The 22,555-nt window shown below is 62.6% G+C and carries 18 protein-coding genes; 11 read left to right on the top strand and 7 right to left on the bottom strand.

What is annotated here, in order from left to right; genetic code table 11:
* Positions 1 to 59 precede the first annotated feature (59 nt).
* Complete coding sequence (locus QMO80_RS26250) at positions 60 to 1,391, bottom strand: MFS transporter (protein WP_071087075.1); 1,332 nt, start codon at positions 1,389 to 1,391, stop codon at positions 60 to 62.
* A gap of 376 nt (positions 1,392 to 1,767) precedes the next feature.
* Here QMO80_RS26250 and cyoA point away from each other — a divergent pair, with 376 nt between their 5' ends.
* From cyoA to QMO80_RS26220, 6 genes are all read left to right on the top strand, one after another.
* Positions 1,768 to 2,952, top strand: a complete 1,185-nt coding sequence (gene cyoA, locus QMO80_RS26245; protein WP_283200826.1) for a ubiquinol oxidase subunit II — start codon at positions 1,768 to 1,770, stop codon at positions 2,950 to 2,952.
* 42 nt (positions 2,953 to 2,994) lie between these two features.
* Positions 2,995 to 4,998, top strand: coding sequence for a cytochrome o ubiquinol oxidase subunit I (gene cyoB / locus QMO80_RS26240; protein WP_283200825.1), 2,004 nt, complete (start codon positions 2,995 to 2,997; stop codon positions 4,996 to 4,998).
* Between the two features lie 2 nt (positions 4,999 to 5,000).
* The gene (cyoC, locus tag QMO80_RS26235) at positions 5,001 to 5,621 is read left to right on the top strand and encodes a cytochrome o ubiquinol oxidase subunit III (protein ID WP_049735264.1); all 621 of its coding nucleotides are present in this window, start codon (positions 5,001 to 5,003) and stop codon (positions 5,619 to 5,621) included.
* A complete protein-coding gene (gene cyoD / locus QMO80_RS26230; RefSeq protein WP_283200824.1) occupies positions 5,618 to 6,019 on the top strand; it encodes a cytochrome o ubiquinol oxidase subunit IV in 402 nt (133 codons plus the stop codon). Before cyoC ends, cyoD begins: the two co-directional genes overlap by 4 nt.
* Before the next feature lie 46 nt (positions 6,020 to 6,065).
* Entirely contained in the window at positions 6,066 to 6,824 is a 759-nt protein-coding gene (locus QMO80_RS26225; protein ID WP_283200823.1) for an SURF1 family protein, read from the top strand.
* Positions 6,825 to 6,946: 122 nt separating this feature from the next.
* The gene (locus QMO80_RS26220; RefSeq protein ID WP_283200822.1) at positions 6,947 to 8,098 is read left to right on the top strand and encodes an acyltransferase; all 1,152 of its coding nucleotides are present in this window, start codon (positions 6,947 to 6,949) and stop codon (positions 8,096 to 8,098) included.
* Between the two features lie 74 nt (positions 8,099 to 8,172).
* On the opposite strand, the gene QMO80_RS26215 is transcribed toward QMO80_RS26220, so the two are convergent.
* The 3 genes from QMO80_RS26215 to QMO80_RS26205 form a co-directional block, all read right to left on the bottom strand.
* Positions 8,173 to 10,101: a PAS domain-containing sensor histidine kinase gene (locus QMO80_RS26215; protein WP_283200821.1), complete on the bottom strand. Its 1,929-nt coding sequence runs from the start codon at positions 10,099 to 10,101 to the stop codon at positions 8,173 to 8,175.
* Positions 10,102 to 10,170: 69 nt separating this feature from the next.
* A complete protein-coding gene (locus QMO80_RS26210; RefSeq protein WP_283200820.1) occupies positions 10,171 to 11,577 on the bottom strand; it encodes an FAD/NAD(P)-binding protein in 1,407 nt (468 codons plus the stop codon).
* A 280-nt stretch (positions 11,578 to 11,857) separates the two neighbouring features.
* Positions 11,858 to 12,475 carry a flavodoxin family protein gene (locus QMO80_RS26205; protein WP_283200819.1) on the bottom strand — a complete coding sequence of 206 codons (618 nt, stop codon included), beginning with the start codon at positions 12,473 to 12,475 and terminating at the stop codon, positions 11,858 to 11,860.
* Positions 12,476 to 12,753: 278 nt separating this feature from the next.
* Between QMO80_RS26205 and QMO80_RS26200 the strand changes: the two genes are divergently transcribed.
* From QMO80_RS26200 to QMO80_RS26185, 4 genes are all read left to right on the top strand, one after another.
* Entirely contained in the window at positions 12,754 to 14,562 is a 1,809-nt protein-coding gene (locus QMO80_RS26200; RefSeq protein ID WP_283201228.1) for an ABC transporter ATP-binding protein, read from the top strand.
* Positions 14,563 to 14,782: 220 nt separating this feature from the next.
* Positions 14,783 to 16,681: an ABC transporter ATP-binding protein gene (locus tag QMO80_RS26195; protein WP_283200818.1), complete on the top strand. Its 1,899-nt coding sequence runs from the start codon at positions 14,783 to 14,785 to the stop codon at positions 16,679 to 16,681.
* 95 nt (positions 16,682 to 16,776) lie between these two features.
* Positions 16,777 to 17,091 carry a hypothetical protein gene (locus QMO80_RS26190; protein WP_283200817.1) on the top strand — a complete coding sequence of 105 codons (315 nt, stop codon included), beginning with the start codon at positions 16,777 to 16,779 and terminating at the stop codon, positions 17,089 to 17,091.
* A gap of 413 nt (positions 17,092 to 17,504) precedes the next feature.
* On the top strand, positions 17,505 to 18,542 hold the full coding sequence (locus tag QMO80_RS26185; protein WP_283200816.1) for a LacI family DNA-binding transcriptional regulator: 1,038 nt from the start codon (positions 17,505 to 17,507) through the stop codon (positions 18,540 to 18,542).
* A gap of 5 nt (positions 18,543 to 18,547) precedes the next feature.
* Here QMO80_RS26185 and QMO80_RS26180 read toward each other — a convergent pair whose 3' ends face one another.
* Together QMO80_RS26180 and QMO80_RS26175 are read right to left on the bottom strand one after the other, a co-directional pair.
* Entirely contained in the window at positions 18,548 to 19,840 is a 1,293-nt protein-coding gene (locus QMO80_RS26180; RefSeq protein ID WP_283200815.1) for an MFS transporter, read from the bottom strand.
* 138 nt (positions 19,841 to 19,978) lie between these two features.
* The gene (locus tag QMO80_RS26175; RefSeq protein ID WP_283200814.1) at positions 19,979 to 21,178 is read right to left on the bottom strand and encodes a multidrug effflux MFS transporter; all 1,200 of its coding nucleotides are present in this window, start codon (positions 21,176 to 21,178) and stop codon (positions 19,979 to 19,981) included.
* Between the two features lie 173 nt (positions 21,179 to 21,351).
* Between QMO80_RS26175 and QMO80_RS26170 the strand changes: the two genes are divergently transcribed.
* Entirely contained in the window at positions 21,352 to 22,092 is a 741-nt protein-coding gene (locus QMO80_RS26170; protein WP_283200813.1) for a TetR/AcrR family transcriptional regulator, read from the top strand.
* On the opposite strand, the gene QMO80_RS26165 is transcribed toward QMO80_RS26170, so the two are convergent.
* A complete protein-coding gene (locus tag QMO80_RS26165) occupies positions 22,093 to 22,533 on the bottom strand; it encodes a response regulator (protein ID WP_283200812.1) in 441 nt (146 codons plus the stop codon).
* Positions 22,534 to 22,555 lie beyond the last annotated feature (22 nt).

Here is a 22,555-nt window from a genome sequence, read left to right as displayed (position 1 = left end):
CCCCGCAAGCGGGGAGAAGGTGCCCGCAGGCGGATGAGGGGCGGGCCTCGACGACCCGCCTATTCCCGCTGTTCCAGCGCTCTGCTGAAAGCCAGCGCCGCCAGCGTGCAGATGGCGCCGGAGAGAAGGTAGTAGCCGACGAAGGTCAGGCCGAAGCGGCTGGAAAGGCTGAGCGCCACCAGCGGCGCGAAGCCGGCGCCGATCAGCCAGGCGAGGTCCGAGGTGAAGGCAGCACCCGTATAGCGATAGCCGCGGCCGAAGCGCGACGAGATCGAGCCGGTCGCCTGGCCGAAGGACAGGCCGAGTACGCCGAAACCGATGATGACGAAGGCGTCGTGGCCGCTGTTGCCGGAGGCGATCAGGATCGGCCCGACGAAGCTGAAGACGGCGATCAGGACGGCGCAGATGGCAAGCTGGGCGCGCCGGCCGATGCGGTCGGCGATCAGGCCCGAGGCGATGATCGTGAGGATGCCGACCATGGCGCCGACCACCTGCACCACCATGAAGGCGCCGATCGGCTGGTTGCCGTAAAGGCTCATCCAGCCGAGCGGGAAGATGGTGACGAGGTGGAACATGGCAAAGCTTGCGAGCGGCACGAAGGCGCCGATCAGAATATCGCGGCCGTGAACGCGCAGCACGTCCAGGATCGGTGCTGCCTCCAGCTCGTGCTGTTCGAGCAGCGTGCCGAATTCCTTGGTCATGACCAGGCGCAGACGGGCAAACAGCGCCACGACGTTGATCGCGAAGGCGACGAAGAAGGGATAACGCCAGCCCCAGGAGAGGAAATCCTCGCTGGAAAGATTGGCGACGAAATAACCGAACAGGGTGCTGGCCAGCGCAAAGCCGATCGGCGCGCCGAGCTGCGGGATCATCGCATACCAGCCGCGGCGATTGGCCGGCGCGTTGAGCGCCAGCAGCGAGGCGAGCCCGTCCCAGGCGCCGCCGAGCGCAAAACCCTGGCCGAGGCGGAAGAGCGCCAAGAGCGCGATCGACCAGACGCCGATCTCCTCGTAACCCGGCAGGAAGGCGATCGAGGCCGTGGAGCCGCCGAGCAGGAAGAGCGCGATCGTCAGCTTGGTGCCGCGCCCATACATCCGGTCGATGGTCATGAAGACGACGGAGCCGACGGGGCGGGCAAGGAAAGCGAGCGAGAAGATGGCGAAGGAATAGAGTGTCGCCGTCAGCCTGTCGGGCGCGAAGGGGAAGACCAGCTGTGGAAAGACCAGGACCGAGGCGAGGCCATAGACGAAGAAATCGAAGAATTCCGACATGCGGCCGATCACCACGCCGACGGCGATGCTGCCTGGCGAAACCGGTTTGTCGTCGTGAATACGCCGCGCGTCGCGTTCCAGCGACGATGATGACGGCCCGTAGTGCGATGTTGTTGCCATAAACGCCTCCTCGTTAAGGCGCTTCCGGCAAGGCGCCCCAAGCGTGATCTTGATCAAACCCGCAGGCTTATCAAGTCCGTAAGACTGAAATAGTTGATCATCGCGGCGCAAATGAAGCGCAGATAGGAAAAATTGCATGGCCCGAACGGTGATTTTCCCCTGCAAATGCTGGCTTGACCGCTTGTTGGGGATATATTGGACTGAAGCATGCGCCGGCAAAAATCCTTCTGGATTTCATCAGGATTTCAACGCTATAGGACACCAGCATTTACGCCGCAGTGCGGCATGATTGCTGCACTGCGACCAAAGGCCTCATGTCGCGATCAGGTTCAGTGCTTTAGTCGCGAGACAAACGAAACAACAAGAGCTTAGAGACGTGCCAAAACTCATGAAGTTTTCCCGCCTTCTATCCGTCTTGCCGCTGCTTTTCCTGGCAGGATGCAACATGGTGGTCATGGCGCCGTCCGGCGACATCGCCGTGCAACAGCGCGATCTCATCGTCATCTCGACGGTGCTGATGCTTCTGATCATCGTCCCGGTGATCTTCCTGACGCTGCTCTTTGCCTGGCGCTACCGCCACTCCAACACGGCCGCAACCTATGCGCCGGAATGGCACCATTCGACCCGCCTGGAAATCGTCATCTGGGCTGCACCCCTGGCGATCATCATTGCGCTCGGCGCCGTGACCTGGATTTCCACCCATAAGCTCGATCCCTATCGGCCACTCGACCGCCTCGATGCGGCGCGCGCCATCCCGGCCGATACCAAGCCGCTGACCGTCGAGGTCGTGGCGCTCGACTGGAAGTGGCTGTTCTTCTATCCCGAACTCGGGATTGCCACCGTCAACGAGCTTGCCGCTCCGGTGGACCAACCGATCAATTTCAAGATCACTGCTTCTTCGGTGATGAACTCCTTCTACATCCCTGCGCTCGCCGGCCAGATCTACGCCATGCCTGGTATGGAGACGAAGCTGCACGCCGTCATCAACCAGGAAGGCGAGTATGAGGGCTTCTCCGCCAATTACAGCGGCGCCGGCTTCTCGCACATGCGCTTCAAGTTCCATGGCCTTAACCGCGAAGGCTTCGACGCCTGGGTGGCCAAGGTCAAGCAGCAGGGCACGATGCTCAACCGCGACGCCTATCTGAAGCTCGAGAAGCCGAGCGAGAAGGAGCCGGTGCGTTATTATGCCGGCGCCGACGCCGATCTCTACACCGCCATCCTCAACATGTGCGCCACGCCGGGCAAGATGTGCATGAACGAGATGATGCACATCGACATGATGGGCGGCAGCGGCAAGGAAAGTGCCGAGAATCGCGAGAAGCTGCAATATGACAACCGCCATGCCGACGAAGGCATCGTGGCGCCCGCCGCCACCGTGCCGGCAACGGGCGCTCCGGCGCGCAGCGAGCCGGCCAACACAAGCGATGGCAACAGCATGCAGCACGACATGCCCGGCATGCAGGGCACGCCCGGCACGGACATGCGGCATAACGGCCATTCCATGCCCGGCATGACCAACGGCGCCGATCCTGCGCCGGCGCAGCTCAACAACAACAATTAACCTGGCGCTTTGCGTCGCAAGACATAATGAACGGGTTGTTCCATGTTTTCCAATCCTGACCTCCTGAAGTTCGTCTTCGGCCGGTTGACCCTCGATGCCATCCCCTATCACGAGCCGATTCTGGTCGTGACCTTCATCGGCGTCGTCATCGGCGGTCTCGCGCTGCTCGGCGCCATCACCTATTTCAAGTTCTGGGGCCCGCTCTGGCACGACTGGATCTGCAGCGTCGATCACAAGAAGATCGGCATCATGTATGTGATCCTGGCGGTCATCATGCTGCTGCGCGGCTTCTCCGACGCCATCCTGATGCGCATCCAGCAGGCGATTGCCTTCAACGGGTCGGAAGGCTACCTGCCGCCGCACCATTACGACCAGATCTTCACCGCCCACGGCGTCATCATGATCTTCTTCGTGGCGATGCCCTTCGTCACCGGTCTGATGAACTTCGTGGTGCCGCTGCAGATCGGCGCGCGCGACGTCTCCTTCCCCTTCTTGAACAATTTCTCCTTTTGGATGACCACCGCCGGCGCGATCATCATCATGCTGTCGCTGTTCATCGGCGAATTCGCCCAGACCGGCTGGCTCGCCTACCCGCCGCTGTCGGGCGCCGCCTATAGTCCCGGCGTCGGCGTCGACTATTATATCTGGGGCCTGCAGGTGGCGGGTGTCGGAACGACGCTGTCCGGCATCAACCTGATCGCCACCATCGTCAAGATGCGCGCGCCGGGCATGACCTTCATGAAGATGCCGGTTTTCACCTGGACGGCGCTCTGCACCAACGTGCTGATCGTCGCTTCCTTCCCGATCCTGACCGCAACGCTCGTGCTGTTGTCGCTCGACCGCTATGCCGGGACGAACTTCTTCACCAACGACCTCGGCGGCAATCCGATGATGTACATCAACCTCATCTGGATCTGGGGCCATCCGGAGGTCTACATCCTGGTGCTGCCGGCCTTCGGGATCTTCTCCGAAGTCGTCGCCACCTTCTCGGGCAAACGCCTGTTCGGCTACGCCTCCATGGTCTACGCGACCTGCGTGATCATGATCCTGTCCTACATCGTCTGGCTGCACCACTTCTTCACCATGGGCTCGGGTGCCTCAGTCAACTCCTTCTTCGGCATCACCACGATGATCATCTCGATCCCGACAGGGGCGAAGATCTTCAACTGGCTCTTCACCATGTATCGCGGCCGCATCCGCTACGAGGTGCCGATGCTGTGGACGGTCGGCTTCATGGTCACCTTCGTCATCGGCGGCATGACCGGCGTCATGCTTGCCGTGCCGCCGGCCGACTTCGTGCTGCACAATTCGCTGTTCCTCATCGCCCACTTCCACAACGTCATCATCGGCGGCGTTCTCTTCGGCATGTTCGCCGGCGTGAACTACTGGTTCCCGAAGGCTTTCGGCTTCAAGCTCGATCCCTTCTGGGGCAAGCTGAGCTTCTGGTTCTGGCAGATCGGTTTCTGGTTCGCCTTCATGCCGCTCTATGTGCTCGGCCTGATGGGCGTCACCCGCCGCATGAGCCAGTTCGAGGACCCGTCGCTGCAGATCTGGTTCATCATCGCCGCCTTCGGCGTCGGCCTGATCGCGCTCGGCATTGCCGCCTTCCTGATCCAGATCGTCGTCAGCTTCATGAAGCGCGAGGAACTGCGCGACGACAGCGGCGATCCATGGGACGGCCGCACGCTGGAATGGTCGACCGCCTCGCCGCCGCCGGATTACAACTTCGCCTTCACGCCCGTCGTCCACGACCATGACAGCTGGTACGACATGAAGAACCGTGGTTATGCGCGTCCGCTCGAGGGCTTCCGGCCGATCCACATGCCGAAGAACACCGGCACCGGCGCCATCCTCTCCGCCATCAGCGTCGCGCTGGCCTTCGGCCTGATCTGGTACATGTGGTGGCTGGTCGTCGTCTCCTTCGTCGCCCTGCTGGTCGTGGCGATCGGCCATACCTTCAATTACCGGCGCGACTTCCACATCCCCGCCGAAGAGGTGACCGAAACGGAAGGCAAGCGCACCGCGCTGCTTGCCGAGCAGGTGTAACCATGAGCGATCAGACCATCGACACGGCCGAAAAGCCTGAATTCTACCTGACGGAAGATCATCATCCGGAGAACAGCACCAATCTCGGCTTCTGGCTCTACCTGATGAGCGACTGCCTGATCTTCGCGGTGCTGTTTGCCACCCACGGCGTGCTCGGCCGCAATTATGCCGCCGGCCCGTCGCCGGCCGATCTCTTCGATCTGCCGATCGTCGCACTCAACACCTCGATGCTGCTGTTCTCGTCGATCACCTATGGCTTCGCCATGCTGCAGATGGAGCGGAACGCCAAAGCGGAAACGCTGTTCTGGCTTGCCGTCACCGGACTGTTCGGCGCGGCCTTCATCGGGCTCGAGCTCTATGAGTTCATCCACCTGATCCACGAAGGCGCCGGCCCGACGCGCAGCGCCTTCCTGTCCTCCTTCTTCACGCTGGTCGGCACGCACGGGCTGCACGTCACCTTCGGCATCATCTGGCTGATAACGCTGATGGTGCAGGTGTCGATGCACGGGCTGGTCGAAGCCAACCGCCGCCGTCTGATGTGCCTGTCGATGTTCTGGCACTTCCTCGACGTCGTCTGGATCGGCGTCTTTTCCTTCGTCTATCTCCTGGGAGTTCTCGGATGAGTTCGCAAGCACCCGCACATGAGGATGCCCACGAGGCCCATCACGGCCACAGCCACGGTCATCAGGCCGGCCACGGCACCTTCCGCAGCTATATGATGGGCTTCGCGCTCTCCGTCGTCCTGACCGCCATTCCCTTCTGGCTGGTCATGTCAGGCGTGTTCGCCAGCCCGGCGGTGACGGCGGTGCTGGTGATGGCCATCGGCGCCGTCCAGATCGTCGTCCACATGGTCTTCTTCCTGCACATGAACCCGCGCAGCGAAGGCGGCTGGACGATGATGGCGCTGATCTTCACCATCATCATCGTCGCCATCGCGCTCTCCGGTTCCCTCTGGGTCATGCATCATCTCAACAGCAACATGATGCCGATGAGCCCCGAGATGATGAAGAATATGCCGTGACGGTCACCGAGCGCCGGCGGCAGCGCCGCCGGCATCGGGTCAGCCTATGAGCGAGTCTCTCCCGGACAAATCGGAAAGGCGGCCTTTTCAGGCAAAACGCATGATCTTCTGCGTCTGCCTGGCGCTGCTTGCCGCGGCCCTCGCGGCGCTCGGCACCTGGCAGGTGCAGCGCCTCGCCTGGAAGCGCGACCTCATCGCCCGCGTCGACCAGCGTGTGCACGCGGCCCCCCTGCCCGCGCCGGCGCAGGCCGATTGGGGCAAGGTCAATGCCGCCGATGACGAATATCGCCGCGTGAGTGCCACCGGGACGCTGGCGAACGACAAGGAGACGCTGGTCTATGCCTCCACGGCGCTCGGCCCGGGTTATTGGGTGCTGACGCCGCTCATCCTTGCCGACGGCACGGCCATTCTCGTCAATCGCGGTTTCGTGCCGATCGACAGACGCGATCCGGCCACACGCCGCGCCGGCGAACTGTCAGGCCCGGTCGAGATTACCGGCCTCATCAGGATGACCGAGCCGAAGGGATCGCTGCTGCAATCCAACGACATCACTGCCGACCGCTGGTATTCGCGCGATATCGCGGCGATCGCTGAAAAGCGCGGCGTCGGTGCGGTCGCGCCCTATTTCATCGATGCCGACGCCGCCGCCAATCCGGGCGGCCTGCCTGTCGGCGGCCTGACGATCATCCATTTCGCCAACAACCATCTCGTCTATGCGGTCACCTGGTATGGGCTGGCGGCGATGGCGCTTGTTTTGCTGGCATTCATCTTGCGCGGCGAGATCGGAAGAGGCCGCCGGGAGTAGGCCGGGCCTCATATGAGTGCTCCGGCGAATGGTTGCGCCGGGTAGCGTTAACGCAACCGGATTAATATCGTGTAAAGCGATGTCCGATATTTCTGACCGGAACAGAATAGATAAAGCTGCACATGAACCGGCCGGATTACATTCCCAGTCTCGATGGCCTGCGCGGTATCGCCGCGCTGCTGGTCGTTCAAGCCCATGTCGGGCTTATCTTTCCTGGCACATCCGCGCATGTAACGACCATGGGCAGCGAAGCCGTCGGCCTGTTTTTTGCCCTCAGCGGTTTTCTGATGGCCCATCTCTACGGTTTACGGCCGGTGACCAGAGAAAGTGTGCTTGATTTTCTGGTGAGCCGCTTTGCCCGCATCTATCCGGTTTATCTCACGGCCGTTCTGCTCGTGGCGATGCTGTCCGGCATAGCAAATCTGGACTTCGTCCAGCCCATCACCGGCGCCACCGACTTTGTCCGCCATGTCCTTCTTCTCGGCTCGAGCGGCGTTTTCTGGTCGATTCCACCCGAAATTCAATTCTATCTGCTCTTCCCGATCCTATGGCTTTGCCTGGCCCGCCCGCAGCGCTACAGCGGCGTGATCGTCGGTTTCGCAGTCATCGTCGTCGTCGATGGTCTGCTGGAATTGCCTGGGCCTGGAATATTGCTCGTTTCCAAACTCCCCTACTTTCTTTTCGGTGCACTTGCCGGGCGGATGCATTCCTACTGGGATAGATGGACGCCATCCGCGCTCACGGGAATTTTGACGCTCTTCCTTCTGGCGGTGTTCTTCACCTACCGGAATCTCGCGCCTGGTTTTTCCCCTGAATTCTGGAGCCTGCAAAGCGCGGTCGCCGCAGCCGTCATCGTGGCGCTTGTCGCGCGACAACCGCCCATCGCGGCAAATGTCCTGGCAGCTGCACCGGTGAGGTTTCTCGGGACGATCAGCTTCTCACTCTATCTCTTCCATGTCCCGATCATGTTCCTGGTGCATCGGACTTTTGCCACTCTGATGTCGGAACCGGCGCTCATCGCGGTCGCGCTTTTCGTTGCGGTGGGAGGAGCATGGTTCCTGCATGAGACGATCGAAGTCCCGAGCCGACGCCTGCTCGTCGGCTTGTGGCAGCGTCATCGGAAGCGCGTCGAAACTCCGGCTGAGCAGATCGAACGCGCGATCCTTGACCTGCAAGAGACAGAAAAGCGGCTTCTGAGCGGCGCAGCTTCGGCCCCGGCCGTGGCCGACGGTGCCGTCATCCAGGATGACGGCGACGAGAAGCGTCGCGCCTAACACACGCCGCTCGAGCTTTTCGTTTTTACGCAATTCCGGACGGAAAACCGCTTCACACTTTTCCTGGAATTGTTCTAAGAAGCGACCCGGCTGATCGCATCGGCGAGTTGCGCCTGCGAGAAGGGCTTGCCGAGGCGGGGCAGATTGGCGATGCCGGTGCCTTCGGGGAGCTCGGCGTAACCGGTTGCGAGAATGATCGGCATCTCAGGCCACTCCCCGCGGATCACCTCGGCAAGCTCCGCACCCGTCATACGCGGCATGGCGTGGTCGCAAATCACCAGATCGACCGGCTGCTTGCGCATGATTTCAAGCGCCTCGGGACCTGCCATCGCCTCGAACACGGTGTGACCGAGATCCTCCAGCATCAGCGTCGTATTCATCAAGACCAGACCATCGTCATCGACGGCGACGATGCGCAGCCCGCGCGGCGTATTTTCCGCACGTTGCGGCGGGTCGGCGGTGACCTCGGCCGCTTGCTCGAGCGTGACGACCGGGAACCACAATTCAGCTGTGGTGCCTTCGCCGAGGCGGCTCTTCAGCATCAGGCGGCCTCCGGACTGGGAGGCAAGACCCTGCACCATGGAAAGGCCGAGACCGGTGCCCTTGCCAACACCCTTCGTGGTGAAGAACGGCGTAATTGCCTGCTCCATCGTCTTTGCATCCATGCCCTCGCCATGATCGATCACCGCGATGCGGACATAGCGGCCGGACGGCAGCGGCCCCTTGCCCGGCGGCACTGATTCCTCGGCCGCGCGAAGCAATATCCGCCCGCCGGACGGCATGGCGTCGCGGGCGTTGACGACGAGATTGAGGATTGCCATCTCCAGCTGGTTCGGATCGGTAAGGATCGTCGGCAGCCGGATAGGGAAGGAGGTCTCGATCCTGGTGAGGGGGCCGAGCGAACGGCTCAGCATATCCATCATGCCGCGCACCAGGCCGGAGACGTCGATCGGCTCCATATGCAGTTCCTGCCGGCGAGAAAAGGCCAGCATGCGCTGTGTCAACGCCGCGCCGCGCTGGGCACCCTGCATGGCATTGTCGACAAGCGATGTCAGCGACAGATCCTGCGGCATGCGTTTCTTCAGGATTTCGAGACTGCCGAGCACGGCCATCAGCAGATTGTTGAAATCATGGGCGATACCGCCGGTCAATTGGCCGATCGCCTCCATCTTCTGCGACTGGAACAGCTCTTCGCGTGCCTGCTCCAGCGCCCGTTGAGTCTCCATCTTCTCGGTGATATCGCGGGTGATCTTTGCGAAACCAATAACCTGGCCGTCATCGTCGCGGATGGCGTCGATGACGATACTCGCCCAGAAACGAGTGCCATCCTTGCGCACGCGCCAGCCCTCCCGCTCGAACCGCCCTTCGGCGCGGGCGATGCCCAGCGCGGTCTGCGGCACGCCGGCGGCTCGGTCCTCTGGGGTATAGAAGGTCGAGAAATGCCGGCCGATGATTTCATCAGGCCGGTAACCCTTGATCCGCTCGGCGCCGAAATTCCAGCTGCTGACATTGCCGTCGGGATCGAGCATGTAGATCGCATAGTCGGAGACGCCCTGGACCAGCCGGCGGAACTGTTCCTCGCTCTGGCGGATTGCGTTTTCAGCGGCCCGGCGTTCCGTCAAATCACGCGTGATCTTGGCAAAACCGATAAGTTCGCCGGAGGGACGGCGGATCGGATCGATGATCACATGCGCCCAGAAGCGGCTGCCGTCCTTGCGCTGGCGCCAGCCCTCCCCTTCGAACCGGCCTTGCTCCCTCGCGGTGGTGAGCGCGCGCTCCGGAATGCCCGCGGCGCGGTCCTCTTCCGAATAGAAACGGGAAAAATGCTCGCCGAGAATTTCGGAAGGCTTGTAACCTTTGAAACGCTGAGCCCCGGTATTCCAGCTGGTGATGATGCCTTCGGGGCTGAGCATGTAGATGGCGTAGTCGGTGATGGCATCGACCAAAAGGCGAAAGCGTCCCTCGTCGTTAAGAGACGGGTCTTGTCGATTCAGCGCTTCCATCAGGCCCTCTTGATCACCAGCGCTGTATAACGCGGCGGCGGCCGGATGGTTCCGAAGCGGCTTCAATTTTCAGACCGCCTTGACCTGTGGATAGAACCGTTCACCGACCCGCTCGGCAGCGGCATAGGCCTGCGAGACGATCTCCGGCACCAGATCGATATCGGGCAGGCTGCCGAGGCCGAGCGAGCCGACGGCAAAGAGCCCGGCAACGGTCGAACCGTCCTCCAGGAAGGGCTCGCCGCGCGCATTGACCGCCAGCCCGAGCGAGAGTTCGTCGGGCATGGCGAGGCCGGCGGAAAACAGGCTCCCGATCAGCGGCGCGGATAGATCCGGCGCCTGACAACGGCAATCGATGACGCGCTCGGCATGGATGACCTCCTCGACCATGGAACCGGCCGGCGTGAAAAACAGGCCGCTCAGGCCTCGGCGGCCGGCCCGCCCGCGGCGCAGCACCGTGCGGCCTTCGGCAAGCTCGCGTTTCAGGCGCAGATGCATCGCCTCCGGCAGGCGGTTGCGATGGCTGTCGTAGATTGCCCGCAAATGCCGGTTGAACTGGTGTTTGTGGCGCGCCGGCAGCGAGCGCCAGAGCGAGCGGGCGTGTTTCCTCAGGCCGTTCATCACCGATTGCCAGCTTCGGCCCTCCTCCTCGGCCTCACGGCAGGCCTGGCGGATGAAACGGACGATGTCGGGCAGGCTTTCCGGCAGCGCTTCGGCCGGAAACACCGGATCGGCGGAATTCGGCGTATGGCTCTGGGGCAGGAAGCCGCGCCGGGAAATGATCGTCACCTGGCCGGCATAACCGGCATCGCGCAGCTGCAGCAACTGGTCGACGACGCGGATGCCGCTGCCGAGCAGCACCGCATGCGGCCGCGCGACGAGCCGCTGCGCCCTGACCGGCGAAGCCTCCTCGCCGCCGGCGCCCTCACCGTTCAAGCCATAGCCGGTGGCCAGCATCACCGTATCGAACAGCGGATTGGCCGGATTGGCGCTTTCGAGCAGGAAGCGATTGCCGTGGCTCCTGCGGATCGCCACCACCGGATCGTTGCAGACCTGGACAGTGATGTCCCGGCGCGCGGCCAGCGCTTCGGAAAAGCGCTGGTAGACATAATCGCTGAAGATGTCCTTCGGCACGAAGATCTGCCGGAAACCGGGTATGGCGGCCGGCACGGCGGCACGGAAGGCTGTATTGCTGCAGAGCCAGTCGTTGAAGTCGTCGCTGTCGCCGACCGCGACCGAGAGATCGCGCACACGGGTATTGAGGATCGTCGAAGAGCGGACCGAGGCCAGCGCCTGCCCGCCGCTGACCGAGGAATTCGGATCGAACAGCTGCAGATGGAAGGGCGCACGCACCGTCTTCATCAGCGCGATAGCGGCCATCATCCCGGAAAAACCGCGCCCGACGATGGCAATCCGCGGCACGGCCGAAATCTGCGCCGCCGCATTGGCTCTGGCGGAAAAAAGTCCTTGAACCGTCATCGCAACTCCTTGGCGGCTTCATCCGCACCGTGTGTCGATCGAGGTTTCAACGCATAGACAGCGGATCATGCGTTGATGAGGTTCATGCGGCCATTCACGATTTGCCGCAGGATCGAGGTCCGGGCCGGAGGCCGCGGAAGTCCATGAGCGGAGCAGTCACGCCCGTCTATAGTCTATCAAACTAGTCGTGTATGAAAGCGCCAAATGGCGCCCGTGGCAAGAGCTTTATTGCCAGGGCGATGCAAGTCTTTGAAAGATAAACGATTTAGACGGGCCGACTTCAGCCGTGCTCGCCCGGATATTGCTTGGCCTTCAAGAGGCCCGCCAGATGCGCCGCGTTGCGCGCCAGCATGTCGACTGATGTCGTCACGACCTTCGGCACCTTGTCGAGATCGACGAAATTCTTGGAACCCATCGCCTCGCCGACCCAATAGGCGACCGCGCTCGCCGGAATGGTGAAACCGACATCGTTCAGCGCCTGGAAAAGCTCGGCCGACACATGATGGGCGCCGTCCTCGTTGCCGACGACGGCGACGGCCGCGACCCTGCCATAGGATACCATGCGGCCCTGACCGTCGGTCTCGTCGAGGAAGGCGTCCATGCGCTCCAGCGCCCGCTTGCAGACACTCGACGGCTGGCCGAGCCAGATCGGCGTCGCCATGATCAGGATGTCGGCGGCGAGCACCCTGGCGCGGATATCGGGCCAGTCGTCGCCGGCACCTTCGTCGGATGTGACGCCCGGCTTGACGTTGAAATCGGCAAGCCGAAGCACCTCGGTCTTGACGTCATATTCGGACAACGCCTTGTCGATGAGACCGATCATCCGGTCGGTCGAAGACGGCTCCTTGGCGTCGCTGGTCTTCAGTGTTGCATTGAGAGCGAGGGCTTTCAGCGGCATGGATCTCTCCCCGGTAACGGCTGCCTGACAGGGTTTGCCTGCTGCAACCCACCCGCGCGCCGATTGTTCCCGTAAGGATGCGGGGCGACCTCACGTAAAAATAACCAGTTGGTGAATTCTTTACTTGAACCCCCAAATGGAATCGGCAAAAGTGACGATGCTATCAATCCTTTCATGGATTTGCCGTCTTTTCGGGCCAGCGTCCGACCACACATCATATTGGAAAAAACACCGTGAGCAGCGATGCGTTAATACGCGCGACGAAGCCTTCGGCTTCGATGGCGCTTGCAACTGCGGCAGGCTGGGGCCGAGGCCTCTTCACATTGGTGCGCATCACCATGATGGCCTTCCGCCACCCCTGGCAATCGGGCTTTGCGATCGGCGCCACGCTTGTCGCCTCCACCTTCCAGCTGATGATCCCCCGCCTGCTCGGCCAGGCGGTCGACCACACGCAGATGGCGATGAGCGGCGGCGCGGCGGGCCAGGCGGCACAGGACGCGCTTCTGACGACGGCGCTGCTCCTGCTCGGCGCCAGCGTGCTGCGCGGCCTCTTCACCATGGTCCAGAACTATTACAGCGAAGCCGTCGGCCATCACATCGGCTACGAATTGCGGCTGGCCTGCTATGAAAAGATCCAGCGGCTCTCCTTCAGCTTTCACGACACGGTGCATTCCGGCGATCTGATCACCATCGGCCTGCTCGATCTCGAAGGCGTGCGCATGTATTTTTCCACGGCGCTCGTCCGGATGATCCTGCTGTCGATCCTGATCGGCATCGGCGCCTATATGCTGCTGTCGACCGACATCGTGCTCGGCCTTCTCGCGCTCTCCTTCGTGCCCTTCGTCGGCTGGCGCTCCTCGGTGACGCAGCTCAGGCTGCGCGCCACCTGGCTCGACCTGCAGGAGCGGCTGTCGGTGCTGACCCGCATCATGGAGGAAAATCTCGGCGGCATCCGCGTCGTGCGCGCCTTTGCCGCACAGGACCACGAAATGTCGAAATTCGAGGCGGCGTCGAAAAACGCGCTGGCGCTCGCCCATCAGCGCGTCGGCATCCGCGTGACGAATACCAGCGCGATGACCTTTTCCTTCTTCGCGGCGATGGGACTGGTGCTCTTCGTCGGCGGCGGCAAGGTCATGTCGGGCGAGATCACCGTCGGCACGCTCGCCTCGTTCCTGACCTTCATGACCATTTTGCAGATGCCGGTGCGCCAGCTCGGCCTGATGGTCAATGCCTTTGCCCGCGCCTCCACCTGCGGCTCGCGCCTCTTCAACCTGCTCGATCTCGACATATCGATCAAGGATGCGCCGGATGCCAGGGAATTGGCGGTGAGCGACGGCGTGCTGCGCTTCGAAAATGTCGGCTTCGCCTATCCGGGTTCGGAAAAACGCACCGTGCTTCACGACGTCTCCTTCGAAGCCAGGCGCGGCCAAACGATCGGCATCGTCGGACCTCCCGGCAGCGGCAAGTCGACGATCGCCCATCTGATTCCGCGCTTCTACGATGTCGGCGCCGGCAGGATCACCATCGACGGCCAGGACATCCGCAAGGCGACGCTGCAATCGCTGCGCCGGGCCGTTGCCGTCGTGCAGCAGGATTCCTTCCTGTTCACCACGACGATCGAAAACAACATCGCTTATGGCGACCCTTGGGCGAAGGAAGGCCGCATCGAACGCGCCAGTGAAAGCGCTCAGCTGCACAATTACGTGCTCGGCCTGCCCACCGGCTACGGCACCGTCGTCGGCGAACGCGGCGTTTCGCTGTCCGGCGGCCAGCGGCAGCGTCTTTCGATCGCCCGCGCCCTGATGCTGAAGCCGGCGGTGATGGTGTTCGACGATTCGACCGCGGCGATCGACGCGGCCACCGAGCAGCGCATCCGCAGCGCCATGCGCCGTTATGCCGCCGACCGCGTGACGATCATCGTCGCCCATCGCCTGAGCTCGCTGATGCATGCCGACCAGATCCTGTTCGTCGAAGACGGAAGGATCGTCGAGCGCGGCACGCATGAAGCGCTGCTGGCGCTCGGTGGGCGCTACAAGGCGCTCTACGAGCTGCAGGTGCGGCCGGGCGACGAGGTGTTGAGCGCGTAATTCCCTCTTCTCCCCACTGGGGAGAAGTGCCTAGCAAAGCGAGGCGATGAGGGGGCGAGGCGCGATAGCGACGAGTGCGCTGAGCGGAAGCGAAGGGCAAATAAGGGCGTGCCGTGCGGCCCCTTCATCCGCCCTCCGGGCACCTTCTCCCCGCTGGGGAGAAGAGAGGAAAATCAATGAGATGCAGGCCACCCGACGTCATGGCCGCAGGAGGAATGAGATGGCCGAGGAACTGGAAACCGAGCGTCCCGACGTTCGCGAGGATGGGCGCCGCCCGCCGCGGGCGGTGGTCGGTTCGCATCGCATCGAGGAGGAGATGTTCGGCAAGGCCTTCGACGGCAACATCATCAAGCGTATCTGGGCTTTCGTTCATCCCTATCGCCGCCAGGTCGCCTGGTCGGTCGTCGCCGTCCTCACCTTCACGATGATGCAATTGCTGATCCCGCTGATCATCCGCTATGCCATCGATCACGGCATGGCGCCGGGCGGCAGCCCTTCGGCGCTGATCTGGGCGATCGCCGCCTTCGCCGTCGCCATCCTTATCAACTATGCGGCAAGCTATGCGCAGGAGACGCTGGTCGGCGGCGTGGCGGAAGACGTGCTCTTCGATATCCGCAGGGCGATGTTTTCGCATCTCCAGCGCGTCTCGCTCTCCTTCATGGACAAGACCGAAGTGGGGCGGCTGATGTCGCGCCTGCAGGGCGACGTCAATTCGATGCAGGAATTCCTCGAAACCTCGGTTCTCTCGGTCGGCGACATCGTGCTGCTCTTCGGCATCGTCTTCGTCATGCTCTATCTCGATTTCAAGCTGGGGCTGCTGACGCTTGCGGTGCTGCCGGTGCTCTTCGTCGTCCGCCTCTTCTGGCTGCCGCTCGCCCGCAAATCCTTCATGGCCGCGCACGAGACCAATTCGGTGGCGAACGGCGCGCTCGCCGAAGCGATCCACGGCGTGCGCGCCGTCCAGAGCATGGACAGGCAGGGCGTCAACTTCACGCTTTACGACGACAAGGCGCATGCCAACCTCAAGACGCATCTGACGGCGGCGCGGTATGCGCAGGTGATGGTGCCGATCGTCGACAGCCTGACCGGCGTCGCGATGGCGCTCGTCATCGTCGTCGGCGGCGCTCGCGTTCTCAACCAGGCGCTCGATGTCGGCGTGCTCGTCGCCTTCCTGTTCTACATCCAGCGCTTCTTCGACCCGATCCGTTCGCTGACCCTGCAATATTCGGTGATGCAGCGCGCCATGGCATCCGGCCAGCGGCTGACCGAAGTGCTCGACGTGCCCGTCGACATCAAGGACGCGCCCGACGCCAAGGCGCTATCGCGCGACATGGACGGTTCGGTCGAATTCAAGGACGTCGTCTTCGGCTACAATCCGAAGCATCCGGTGCTGAAAGATGTGAGCTTCAAGGTCAATCCCGGCGAGACGGTGGCGCTGGTCGGGCCGACGGGCTCCGGCAAATCGAGCTGCATGTCGCTGATCCACCGCTTCTACGACGTGCAGCAGGGCCAGGTGCTGGTCGGCGGCCACGATGTGCGTGATCTGACCCAGGATTCGCTTGGTGCGCAGATCGCCATGGTGCTGCAGGAACCCTTCCTGTTCACCGGCACCGTCTTCGAAAACATCCGCTACCACAAGCTTGAGGCGACGCGCGAACAGGTGATCGAGGCGGCCAAGGCGGTCGGCGCCCATGAATTCATCATGCGCCTGCCCGATGGTTACGACAGCGTTCTCGGCGAACGCGGCGGCAATCTTTCGCTCGGCCAGCGCCAGCTTTTGAGTTTTGCCCGCGCGCTGGTGGCGGATGCCAAGATCCTGGTGCTCGACGAGGCGACGGCCAATATCGACAGCTATACCGAGATGCTGATCCAGAAGGCGCTGGTGAAGCTGCTCGAAAACCGCACCGGCCTCGTCATCGCCCATCGCCTGGCGACGATCCGCGAGGCCGACCGCATCATCGTGCTGCAGAACGGCGAAATCATCGAGAGCGGCGACCATCGCCAGCTGATGAAAAACAACAAGCTATACTCCAGGCTCTACAACCTCAATTACGCCTCTTTCGACGATATTCCCGAAGATGTCTTGGAGGAGACGACGGCGACGCAATCGGCAACCTGACGTGCGTTACCGACTGTCGCAAAGTTTGAACGAACAAACGCCTTGCTGCCGCATTTTCCTTTTATCCGGGGCGAGTGCCCACTGAGGAGAGCGTTATGAAGAGAATTATTAGCAGCCTGTTGATCGCGACGGCCCTTGTTGGATCGGCTATTCAGCCCGCTGCCGCGCGTGACCACCACCATCACGATAATACCGGCCGCATCATCGCCGGCGGCGTCGCCGCAGGTGTGGTCGGCGGCCTGATCGGCGGCGCAATCGCGAATGGCGGCGGCCCTCGCTACGTCGATGAAGGCCCTCGTTATGTGGAGAGCCCCCGCTATGTCGAACCGAGATGCTGGTATGAGGACCGCGACGTGCGCAATCGCTATGACGGCGGCTACCACGCCGAAACCGTGCGGGTCTGCGAGTAGATCTGAAGTTTTGAAGTGGTGCTGAATCGTCAGCGCCGCTCGCCCCTCAGCCGAGGCTGCGTTGCGCAGCCTCGGTTTTTTTAGTGCATATCAACGGCATGTCGACCAGGAGAGCCGCCCCTCATCAAACGGGGCGAGGGGACCAAGCCGCCGCGACCTCTCCGTCCCTCGCCAACGTCTCGCGGGGCACGTCCCCCGAAGCTCCCAGCCGTAACCTTCCCTCCCATGGCTTTTCGCAGGCGTCGTCCTGTGGCAAGAAGGGCCATGACACCAGAGCATGATGCCGAAAAGTGTGAGCGGTTTTCGGGCGACATCATGCTCTAATTCTTTAAATGTAGAACAGGATGATTTTAGGCCAAGCGGGCCTAAAATCATCCTGTTCCAGGCGCTGCACGGGAGGAAGATCGCCAGAGATGAAGGGTATTCGCCAGCTCGCCGAGCATCTCGACATTTCGATCGGCACCGTGTCGCGTGCGCTGAACGGCAAGCCCGATGTCAATGACGAAACGCGCCGGCGCGTGCTGGCGGCCGCCGAAGAGCTCGGTTACGTCGCCAATCAATCCGGTCGCAGCCTTCGCCAGGGCATGACCAACGTCATCGGGCTGATGCTCGAGGTCAGCCGCGAGACGGTGGAAAACAGCGACGACTTCTTCCTCGGCGTCACCGACGGGCTGCAGAGCGTCTTTTCCCGCCACAAGCTCGATCTGGTCATGCTGCCCTGCCCTGACGACGAGGATCCGCACGAATATCTGAAGCGCATGGTGGCGCGCCGCCTGGTCGACGCAATGATCATCTCGGCGACGCGGCGCACCGACCGGCGCATCGAGCTTCTGGAGAAGGCCCGCATCCCCTTCGTGGCGCTCGGCCGCAGCGCGTCGGGCGGCAGCTATACCTGGATGGACCTCGATTTCGAGGGCGTGGCGGCGCGCGGCGTCGACCGGCTCGTCGCCAAGGGCCATCGGCGCATCGCGGTGGCCGCCCCCTCCTCCGATATCAATCTCGGCTATATCTTCCTCGACAGTTACCGTCAGGCGCTGCAACGCCACGATATTGCCTTCGACCCGGCATTGGTCATCCGCGTCAAGTCGAGCGAACAGGGGGGCTATCAGGCCGGCCACGAACTGCTGATGATCGAAGAGCGGCCGACCGCGATCATCCTGATCCATGAACTGATGGCGATCGGGCTTTACCGCCGGCTGGCAGAGGCCGGCATCGTGCCCGGCCGCGACCTCGCCGTCGTCGGCTTCCGCGAGGAGCCGCGCACGCATTTCCTGCAGCCGTCGCTGACCTCGTTCCGCATGTCGCTGCGCGATCTCGGCGCCCAGCTCGGCGAAACCCTGCTCGCCAGCATGCCGGCCTATGCCGAGCACTATCCGCAGGGCGCCCGCAACCGGATCTGGCCGCTGGAGCTCGTTCCCGGCGAAAGCGACGCTTTCACGCTGACCGGCTGAAGTCCTCAGACCCGGCTCGGCGCCGCCGAAGCCTCCCGGCTCGACAGCTGACGCGTGACGAAGAAGACCAGGAGGGCGCCGGCGGCAAGGCAGGCGGCCAGGAAGAACATCGGCGCAATCGTGCTGCCGCTCTCATCCTTGATCCAGGGCACGACATTCTGGGCGACGAAACCGCCGAGATTTCCGACCGAATTGATGGCGGCAAGGCCGGCGGCGGCGCCCGCACCTTTCAGGAAGCGCGAGGGCAGGCTCCAGAACACCGGCTGCGGCGCGAAGATGCCCGCAGCGGCGATGCAGAGGAAGGCGAATTGCAGGGTGTGGTTCGGGATCAGCGCCGAGAGCAGCAGGCAGGCGGCGCCGATGAAGGCCGGAATGACGATATAGGGTGTCTTCGATTGCGCCTTGTCGGCCATGACAGGCACGGCATAGAGCGCCACCGCCACCAGCAGCCAGGGAATGACGTTGAGGAAGCCGTTCACCGTGTTGCTGACGCCGAAGGCCTTGACGATGGTCGGCAGCCAGTAGCTCAGCCCATAGGCCGACAGCGGGAAGGCGATATAGCAGAGCGCCATCAGCAGCACGCGCGGGTCGATGAGCGCCTTGAAACCATCTCCGGCGTTTTCGCCCATGCCGGCATTTTCCGAGGCGAGCCGGCGTTCGAGCCAGGCCTTTTCCTCACTGCTCAGGAAGCTCGCATTCTCAGGCCGGCCGGGAAGATAGAAGAAGGTGACGATACCGGCGAGGACCGCCGGAATGCCGGTCGCCAGGAACACCCATTCCCAGCCGGCAAAGCCGTAGAGGCCATCGAGATCGAGCAGCACGCCGCCGAGCGGCGCGCCGACGGCATTGGCGATGGCGCTGAAGATCATGAACAGCCCGACCATCCTGCCGCGATAGGCGGCGGGAAACCACAGCGTCAGCAGATAGAGCACGCCGGGAAAGAAGCCGGCTTCGCAGACACCGAGCAGGAAACGCAGGATATAGAACATCGTGGCGTTCTGCGTGAAGGCGAGCGCCACGGTGACGAGGCCCCAGGAGACCAGGATGCGGGCGAACCAGACGCGGGCGCCGAGCCTGTCGAGGAAGAGGTTGCTCGGCACCTCGAAGAGAAAATAGCCGATGAAGAACAGCGAAGCGCCGAGACCGTAGGCATATTCGCTCATTCCGAGCGCATCGACCATCTGCAGCTTGGCGAAGCTGACATTCTGCCGGTCGATATAGGCGATGAGATAGAGGATGCCGAGAAACGGCATCAGCTTCCAGGTGATTTTCGAGATGAGCCGCTTCTCGTCGACCATGCGTCTTCTCCGGAATGACAATGCTTCGTCAGGCGTAGATAGCGCTACCCACCAATATTCAATTGCGCGAGGTATTTTCTCCGACGACGCAACCCTGATTGGTGACCGCACCCGGCAGCGGGTGCGGCCTCTCCTTGCTTATTCGGCGGCGGCGACGGCAGCGCGGCGGCCGATCGTTGCCTGGGTCAGCACGAAGGCCGCGGAGGCGCAGAGCGCGATACCGGCGGCCATCGGAACGGCCGTGCCGTCGAAAAACAGGCTCGATATCACCATGGCGACGGCGGCGATGACGAAATGCAGCGTGCCCATCAGCGACGAGGCAGTGCCGGCGATCGCGCCGTGATCCTCGAGCGCCAGCACGGCGCTCGTCGGAATGACCAGGCCGAGGAAGCCGTAGCCGATGAACAGGAAGCTCGCCATGACGGGCAGCTGGTTGAAGCCTGAGGCCATCACCACCGCCATGACGACCATGGCAAGCGCGAAGGCGCTGACCGCAATGCGCATGACGCGCACTAGGCCGAACCGCTCGCCGAGCCAGCCTGTCGCCTGCGATACCGCGAAGAAGGAGACGGCATTGATCGAGAAGGCGAAGCTGTATTGCGTCGGCGTCAGCCCGTAATGCTGGATCAGCACGAAGGGCGAATTGGCGAGATAGACGAGGAAGCTCGAAATGCCGAGGCCGCCGATGAAGGTCAGCGTCAGGAAGTTGCGGTCGGCAAGCAGCAGCCGGTAGGCGCTCAGGGCGCTTCTCAGGCCGCTGCCGCCGCGCTCCTTGGCGGTCCGGGTTTCCTCAAGCTGGGTGGCGAGCAGGACGAGGCCGATGAAGGCGGCGATCATCACCGCCCAGAACACGCCGCGCCAGCCGTAGAACTCGATGACGGCGCTGCCGGTCAGCGGCGCCAGGATCGGCGAGATCGAGAAGACCAGCATCAGCAGCGACATCAGGCGCGCGGCCTGCACGCCGGTATGCATGTCGCGGACGATGGCACGCGGGATGACCATGCCGGCGGCACCGCCGATGCCCTGGACGAAGCGGAAGGCGATCAGCGTTTCGATACTGGTCGCGAGCGCGCAGCCGATCGAGGCGACGGCGAAGAGGCCGATGCCGAGATAAAGCGGCAGCTTGCGGCCCCACATATCCGACAGCGGACCATAGACGAGCTGGGCAAGCGCAAAGGAGATGAAGAAGGCGAGAAGGGTTAGCTGGGTGACGTTGTTATCGGCATGCAGATCCTGGCCGATGGATGGCAGCGCAGGCAGATACATGTCGATGGCGAAAGGTCCGATGGCCGAGAGAAGGCCGAGAATGAGGGCGATGCGAAAGAAGGAAGCCGTCATAATAGTGATCTTTCATAAAAGCGCGGGCGAAGGCGCCGAATCGTCGCTCCGCCGCAGTACTCTTAAGGGCTCAAGATGATCGTTCGCGCGGAGACGAAGTTGGGAGCTCATATCTCCAGCGGCGAAATCAGGCGTGTCAATAAATTTGGACACGGATGTAAAATTAGACACCATTGTCTAAAACGTCAAGACGTCTTATCTTCGTCGCCATGAAAGATCGCATGACACCGGCAATCCGGATGGGAGGGCATACGCAGCGCGGACAATGCGCCAAGCGCATGTCGATCCTCGATGCCGCCGCCGACGTCTTCTGCCGCCAGGGTTTTGCCGGTGCCAGTATCGACGAGATCGCCGCCGTCGCCTGCGTCTCCCGCCAGACGATCTACAATCACTACCGCGAGAAGGAAACGCTGTTCGTCGCCGTCGTCGAGGACGTCATGAACCGCGCCAACGCCATGCTCTTCTCCGTGCTGTCGAGCTTCCCCGAGAATACCGACAATCTGGAGGACGGGCTGACGGCTTTTGCCGTGCGCCTCAACAAGAACTGCATCTGCAATCACGACGGAAAATTCCTGCGCAAGCTGGTGCAGACCGAGGGTGAGCGCTATCCGCACCTGTTCGAAAGCTGGCGTCAGCAGGGCCCGGGCAAACTGACCACCGCCCTTTCCGCGCTCCTCGCGCGGCTCGCTCACACGGGCGCGCTCATCATCGACGATTTCGACGTCGCCGCCCGGCAGTTCGTGGCGCTCGCCAATGCCGACATGCAGATGATGACGCTGTTCGGCGGTACGCCGACCGACGAAGAGCTGGAGAAGGCGGCGCGCAATGCCGTCCGCACATTTCTCAGGGCCTATGGCAGGCCGGCCGCAGATAATGCCGCCCGTCCGCCGGAGCTTGCGGCCACAACGGGCTGATCAGGCAAAGACCGTCATCTGCGCGGGCACGACCGCGAACATGCCGACGCGGCGCGCGGCAAGGTAATTCACCAGTTGCTGGACGACGGAGGGCATGACCGGCTTCTGCACCACCCCGACCGCGCCCTTGACGCCATCGGCGACGACCTCCGGATTGCCGGTCATGAAGACCACCGCAATGCCATGCTCCTGCGCCAGCCGCCGGCCGATCTCGGGCCCGGTCGGGCCGTCGGCGAGATTGACGTCGACGAAGGCGATATCGGCAAGCGGCGCCAGCCGCAGCGCCTGTTCGCGATCGCTCGCAAGGCCTGCCACCTGCATGCCCATGCCTTCCACCGTCGCCCCGAGATCCAGGGCGATGAGGAATTCATCTTCGACGATCAATACTCTCTGTCTCATGAGATCATCTCGTTGCCAGCGCCGCACGACATTGGTGGCCATGATACGTCCCCTTGTTACGCAC

It is taken from the genome of Rhizobium sp. BT03 (genome assembly GCF_030053155.1).
In the GTDB taxonomy this organism is placed as follows: domain Bacteria; phylum Pseudomonadota; class Alphaproteobacteria; order Rhizobiales; family Rhizobiaceae; genus Rhizobium.
This window is presented reverse-complemented; position numbering and strand designations above follow the sequence as displayed.

Excerpts from the sequence above, each read along its gene's own strand:
- QMO80_RS26250 (WP_071087075.1), bottom strand. The coding sequence starts at position 1,391 with ATGGCAACAACATCGCACTACGGGCCGTCATCATCGTCGCTGGAACGC.
- QMO80_RS26215 (WP_283200821.1), bottom strand. The coding sequence starts at position 10,101 with ATGGAAGCGCTGAATCGACAAGACCCGTCTCTTAACGACGAGGGACGC.
- QMO80_RS26200 (WP_283201228.1), top strand. The coding sequence starts at position 12,754 with ATGGCGCTTGCAACTGCGGCAGGCTGGGGCCGAGGCCTCTTCACATTG.
- QMO80_RS26225 (WP_283200823.1), top strand. The coding sequence starts at position 6,066 with ATGAGCGAGTCTCTCCCGGACAAATCGGAAAGGCGGCCTTTTCAGGCA.
- QMO80_RS26205 (WP_283200819.1), bottom strand. The coding sequence starts at position 12,475 with ATGCCGCTGAAAGCCCTCGCTCTCAATGCAACACTGAAGACCAGCGAC.
- cyoC (WP_049735264.1), top strand. The coding sequence starts at position 5,001 with ATGAGCGATCAGACCATCGACACGGCCGAAAAGCCTGAATTCTACCTG.
- QMO80_RS26210 (WP_283200820.1), bottom strand. The coding sequence starts at position 11,577 with ATGACGGTTCAAGGACTTTTTTCCGCCAGAGCCAATGCGGCGGCGCAG.
- QMO80_RS26185 (WP_283200816.1), top strand. The coding sequence starts at position 17,505 with ATGAAGGGTATTCGCCAGCTCGCCGAGCATCTCGACATTTCGATCGGC.
- cyoD (WP_283200824.1), top strand. The coding sequence starts at position 5,618 with ATGAGTTCGCAAGCACCCGCACATGAGGATGCCCACGAGGCCCATCAC.
- QMO80_RS26190 (WP_283200817.1), top strand. The coding sequence starts at position 16,777 with ATGAAGAGAATTATTAGCAGCCTGTTGATCGCGACGGCCCTTGTTGGA.
- QMO80_RS26180 (WP_283200815.1), bottom strand. The coding sequence starts at position 19,840 with ATGGTCGACGAGAAGCGGCTCATCTCGAAAATCACCTGGAAGCTGATG.
- QMO80_RS26165 (WP_283200812.1), bottom strand. The coding sequence starts at position 22,533 with ATGGCCACCAATGTCGTGCGGCGCTGGCAACGAGATGATCTCATGAGA.
- cyoB (WP_283200825.1), top strand. The coding sequence starts at position 2,995 with ATGTTTTCCAATCCTGACCTCCTGAAGTTCGTCTTCGGCCGGTTGACC.
- QMO80_RS26195 (WP_283200818.1), top strand. The coding sequence starts at position 14,783 with ATGGCCGAGGAACTGGAAACCGAGCGTCCCGACGTTCGCGAGGATGGG.
- QMO80_RS26175 (WP_283200814.1), bottom strand. The coding sequence starts at position 21,178 with ATGACGGCTTCCTTCTTTCGCATCGCCCTCATTCTCGGCCTTCTCTCG.
- QMO80_RS26220 (WP_283200822.1), top strand. The coding sequence starts at position 6,947 with ATGAACCGGCCGGATTACATTCCCAGTCTCGATGGCCTGCGCGGTATC.